General features: G+C 70.0%; 2 protein-coding genes. Both read right to left on the minus strand.

Annotated features, from left to right (window positions below):
* Window positions 1–483 (minus strand): toll/interleukin-1 receptor domain-containing protein (locus G6R24_RS20970; RefSeq protein WP_163550838.1); only part of this gene is annotated, 483 nt, incomplete at its 3' end.
* A 504-nt stretch (window positions 484–987) separates the two neighbouring features.
* On the minus strand, window positions 988–1,372 hold a 385-nt coding region (locus G6R24_RS20975; RefSeq protein WP_163550839.1), incomplete at its 5' end, for a tetratricopeptide repeat protein.

Genomic DNA, 1,372 nt, shown 5'->3' on the forward strand with positions numbered 1-1,372 from the left:
GCCGAAGAACATCCGGGCCTGCCCGGTCGTGAACGCCGCCAGCCCCGGATACACCACCCCCGCCCCGTCGCCGTTCCCCTCGGCGGTTCCGTCCAGGCGCCGCAACGCCTCCAACAGCCACGCCCGCGCGGCTGCCCCCTCACCATCGACGACCACCCGTTCGGTGGTCTCCACCGGAATCAGCGGGCTTGTCACGTCCGGATCGGCCTGGATCGGCAGGATCGTCAACCCGGTCGCCCGGGCCGCGCCGATCTCCGCCGCGCACCACGACGAACCGTTGAACCCCTCGGTGATCACCGCGGCCAGTGCGTCCGCCCGGGCCAGCTCGCCGAACAGCCTGTCCACCCAGGCATCCCCGACCGCCACCCCACGGTGCAGATCACCACTGAGGAACACGGCATGACCCGCCTCGCTCAGCCAGTCCGCCACCCGCCCCGCCAACACCACATCCCGCGCGTTGTGACTCACGAATACCCGTGCCATACGCCCCCCGAACGTGAACCTGCCGCACACCCCCGGCCGGCCATCACCTAACGACACCAAATCATCACACACCACCAGCAGTCGCAGCCCCCACCCCAGCGGCCCGACCCGCGCAGGCCACAACGATCATCCCCGGCACCATCACCAGCCAAAGACGATCAGCAGGTCGACGGAAAACGGCGGCTGGCCTGTTGTTCGACACTCCGACTTTCCGACACGTTTCCCAGACGACTGCCCGCCCGTTTTGCCCTGATTCTGATTGCTGCCTGCCGTGTTTCTGATCTTGTTCGGGAATCGAACGAATTCCGGACAAGATCAGAATGGTGGGATGCGGTCGAGGAACCGGCGGGCTTCAGGCGGCCGGCCGAGTCGTTCGAGGAGCGGATCGCGTGCGCCGGCCCCGCGGCAGGGAGAGGTCCCCGGGCCGGCACCCACACCCCAACATGATCACTTTCGGTCGTGGGTGGACGGAGAGCGGCCGGCGCGACATCGGACCCGCCCATGTCAGTCCCCGGCGGGCAACCCGGCCAGTACCCGCATGGTCTGCTGGGTGGAGGGATGGTCCTGGCCCAGGACCCGCGTGAGCCGGGCCGCGGTGTCCACCAGCAGTGTCCGTGCCTGCTCGACCTGGCCCGCGTCGGCCAGGTCGACGGCGAGGTTGTGCGCCGAGTCCAACGTGTCCGGATGATCCGCGCCGAGGGTCCGGCGGCGGCCGTCCACCACCGTCTCCCCCAGCGCACACGCCGCGGACAGCTCCCCCACCTCTGCCAAGCGCATCGCCAGGTTGTGCGCGGAGGTCAGGGTGTCGGGGTGGTCGTCGCCGAGAATCCGCCGCCGGCGGGCCAGGGTGTCCTCGGCCAGCGCCCGCGCCCCCGCAGGGTCGCCGAGG

Source organism: Candidatus Frankia nodulisporulans (genome assembly GCF_902806475.1).
GTDB lineage: Bacteria > Actinomycetota > Actinomycetes > Frankiales > Frankiaceae > Frankia > Frankia umida.